The sequence below is a fragment of the Thermococcus sp. genome, from assembly GCF_027066465.1.
Classification (GTDB): domain Archaea; phylum Methanobacteriota_B; class Thermococci; order Thermococcales; family Thermococcaceae; genus Thermococcus.
Map to the genome: position 1 here is coordinate 1 of NZ_JAMONU010000055.1, position 3244 is coordinate 3244.

Below are 3244 nucleotides of genomic sequence, written 5' to 3' on the forward strand. Positions count from 1 at the left end.
TTCAGTCCCTTCTCCCGAAGGTGCTCCACGAGACGCCTCCTGAGGGATGGGTAAACATAGCGTGAGGCAACTTCAAAGGCGTTTACCCTCATGGTTTAGAGATAATTTGAAGAATACTTAAGACTTTTGGAGCGTTTGAAAAGTGAGGAGAATTGAGAGTTTGTTGTTTATAACCTTTAATCTTGCTCTTTCTCCCCATAAAGAATATAAATTGCTTGTTCCAATATTCATATGACAAGCGTCATGACAAGGAGGTGGAGAAGATGACCGTAAAAGCGCCGAGCAGTGGGAGAGAGGCTGGAATCCTGATGAGGTGCGACCAGTGTTCGATGAGCCTGCCGGGAGGGTGCACCTTCAGGGGAATCTGCGGCAAGGACCCCGACCTGAACTCCCTTCAGGAGGCCCTCATCTACGGAATAAAGGGAACCGCCGCCTACTACTACCACGCCTACGAGCTCGGGTACAAGGATGACGAAATCGGCTTCTTCCTGTCAAAGGCCCTCTACTCAACGCTCACCAACGTGAACTTCGACAAGAGCCGCTTCCTCGAGCTCATCCTCGAGAACGGAAGGATACACCTCAAGGCTATGGAGCTCCTTGATAAGGCCTACACCGAGACCTACGGAAACCCGGAGCCTGTCAAGGTTCCGACCGGAACCGACGAGGGGCACGGAATTCTCGTTACCGGCCACACCTACAGAGCGCTCTACGAACTCCTTAAGCAGATAAGGGAGATGGGCCTCGAGGACCAGATTAGGGTCTACACCCACTCCGAGATGCTCCCGGCCCATTCCTATCCGGAGTTCAGGAAGTTCAAGTCCCTTTACGGCAACTGGGGCGGTTCGTGGGTCTACCAGAGGAAGGAGTTCACCGAGTTCCCCGGGGCAATCCTCGGAACCAGCAACTGCGTCCAGCAACCGCCTAAGAGTTACGCCGACAGGATGTTCACCACCGACATAGCGGGCCTTGAGGGCGTTCCCCACCTTGAGAACGACTACGAGCCGCTCATCAAGCGCGCGCTCGAGACGCCGAAGATGGAAAAGAGGGACGACGGTTACATCGTCACCGGTTTCCACCACACCAACGTGCTCCCTCTCATGGATAAGCTCATCGAGCTCATAAACGAGGGCAAGATAAGGCACGTCTTCGTCATAGGTGGCTGTGACGTCCCCAACCCGAAGATGAGCTACTACGAGAAGCTCACCGCGATGGTGCCCGAAGATGCCATAATCCTCTCGGCCGCGTGCGGTAAGTTCCGCTACAACAGGCGCGACTACGGCGAAATCGAGGGAATACCGCGCTTCATGGACTTCGGCCAGTGCAACAACGTCTACTCGATAATCCAGATTGCCGGGACGCTCGCGAAGGAGCTGGGCGTCGGCCTCAACGAGCTCCCGGTCAGCATAGTCCTCAGCTGGATGGAGCAGAAGGCCATCGGAATCCTCTACAGCCTGCTCTACCTCGGAATCAAAGGCATCTACATCGGACCCAAGGCTCCGGAGTTCTTCACGCCGAACGTCTTCGAGACCCTCAGAAAGAAGTTCGACCTCAGGCTCATAGGCGAGCCCGAGGAGGACCTGAAGAGAATGCTCAACTCCACCACCGCTGTGAGCGAGGACTCGCCCCTGCTCGATTGATTCCCCTTTTCCTTTCAAAACACCCTCGCATAGCCCCACTTCTTGACGCTCGTTAGGATTGAGGTTTCCGTGCTCTTTATCCCCTCTATCCTACCGAGCTTTTCGATTAGGAAGTTCTCGAGCTCCTTCAGGTCCTTCACCGTTACCTGCATCAGTATGTCGTGCGCCCCGGTCGCTATGCCCAGAACGTCAACCTCTGGCAGTTCCTTCAGCTTTTCGGCGGCCTCTTTTATCTTGCTTGGCTCTACGTCAACGGCTATGAAAGCCACTATTGAGTAGCCGGCTTTGAAGGGGTTTATCAGCGCTGCGAACTTTCTTATCACGCCCCTCTCAACGAGCCTCTTTACCCTGAGTCTGACCGTTGATTCTGGAACGCTCAGGCGTCTTGCTATCTCGGAGTAGCTCGTTCGTCCGTCCTCCTGCAGTATGCGCAGTATGGCCCTGTCAAGCTCATCAAGTTTTTCAATTTCGGGCATTTATGGTCACCTGTTTAATATTTCAGCATTTAATTTTTAAAGATTTCTCAAAAATTAGCAAAAATTTGCCGAAAATAATATTAATTTCGAAAGGATTATACAATGTGGTGGTTGCATGCTCGACCCTGCCGAGGTCGTTGAAAGATATTCAAAGGTTATATCGAGGGCGTCTCATGTCACCTACGCCCCCATAGTTCCTTATAAGGCCAGAAACGCCCTCGTCTGGGACGTCAATGGAAGGGAGTACATAGACTTCCTCAGCGATGCGGCCGTTCAGAACGTGGGCCATAACAACCCGCGCGTAGTCGAGGCGGTGAAGAAGACCGCCGAAAGACTTCTCCACTTCACGTTCCTCTACGGCTTCCCGGTTGAACCCCTCCTCTTGGCGGAGAAGCTGAGGGAACTTGCACCCGTTGAGAACGCGAAGGTTGCCTTCGGTCTGAGCGGGAGCGACGCCAACGATGGGGCCATAAAGTTCGCGAGGGCCTACACGGGAAGGAGGGCCGTTCTCGGCTATCTTCGAAGCTACTACGGCTCAACATACGGTGCCATGAGCGTTACGGGTTTGGATTTTGAGGTCCGCTCGAGGGTCGGTCAGCTCAGCGACATCCACTTCATACCGTATCCAAACTGCTACCGCTGTCCATTTGGGAAAGAACCGGGGAAGTGCCGTATGGAATGCCTTGAGTACCTCAAGGAGAAGTTCGAGGGCGAGGTCCACGCCGAAGGCGTAGCTCTTCTCTTGGCGGAGCCCATACAGGGCGACGCCGGAATGGTCGTGCCTCCAGACGACTACTTCAGAAGACTTAAAAGGCTCCTCGATGAACACGGTATTCTCCTCGGCGTTGACGAGGTTCAGAGCGGTCTCGGGAGGACCGGCAGGTGGTTCGCCATCGAGCACTTCGGCGTTGAGCCCGACATCATAACCCTCGCAAAGCCCCTTGGCGGTGGACTTCCGATAAGCGCAATCGTCGGAAGGGCGGAGATAATGGATTCTCTGCCCCCTCTCGGCCATGCATTCACCCTCTCAGGAAACCCCGTTGCGAGCGCCGCGGCTTTAGCTGTCATCGAGGAAATCGAGGAGAAAAATCTCCTCCAAAGGGCCGAAAAGCTCGGGAAGAAGGCAAAGGA

The 3244-nt window shown here is 54.3% G+C and carries 3 protein-coding genes and 1 pseudogene; 2 read left to right on the forward strand and 2 right to left on the reverse strand.

The genetic code is table 11. The annotated features are described in order from the left end of the window. Nucleotides 1-92, reverse strand: a pseudogene (locus tag MVK46_RS02380) (transcriptional regulator); the annotation flags it as partial. Nucleotides 93-308: 216 nt separating this feature from the next. Here MVK46_RS02380 and hcp point away from each other — a divergent pair. Then, nucleotides 309-1637 carry a hydroxylamine reductase gene (gene hcp / locus MVK46_RS02385; protein WP_297535012.1) on the forward strand — a complete coding sequence of 443 codons (1329 nt, stop codon included), beginning with the start codon at nt 309-311 and terminating at the stop codon, nt 1635-1637. A gap of 14 nt (nt 1638-1651) precedes the next feature. Here hcp and MVK46_RS02390 read toward each other — a convergent pair whose 3' ends face one another. Beyond that, a complete protein-coding gene (locus MVK46_RS02390) occupies nt 1652-2113 on the reverse strand; it encodes an Lrp/AsnC family transcriptional regulator (RefSeq protein ID WP_297535010.1) in 462 nt (153 codons plus the stop codon). Between the two features lie 115 nt (nt 2114-2228). On the opposite strand from MVK46_RS02390, the gene MVK46_RS02395 reads away from it, so the two are divergent. Next, a partial coding sequence (locus MVK46_RS02395; protein ID WP_297535011.1) for an aspartate aminotransferase family protein occupies nt 2229-3244 on the forward strand: 1016 nt, incomplete at its 3' end.

Coding starts and splice junctions, on each gene's coding strand:
- hcp (WP_297535012.1), top strand. CDS start 309: ATGAGGTGCGACCAGTGTTCGATGAGCCTGCCGGGAGGGTGCACCTTC.
- MVK46_RS02390 (WP_297535010.1), bottom strand. CDS start 2,113: ATGCCCGAAATTGAAAAACTTGATGAGCTTGACAGGGCCATACTGCGC.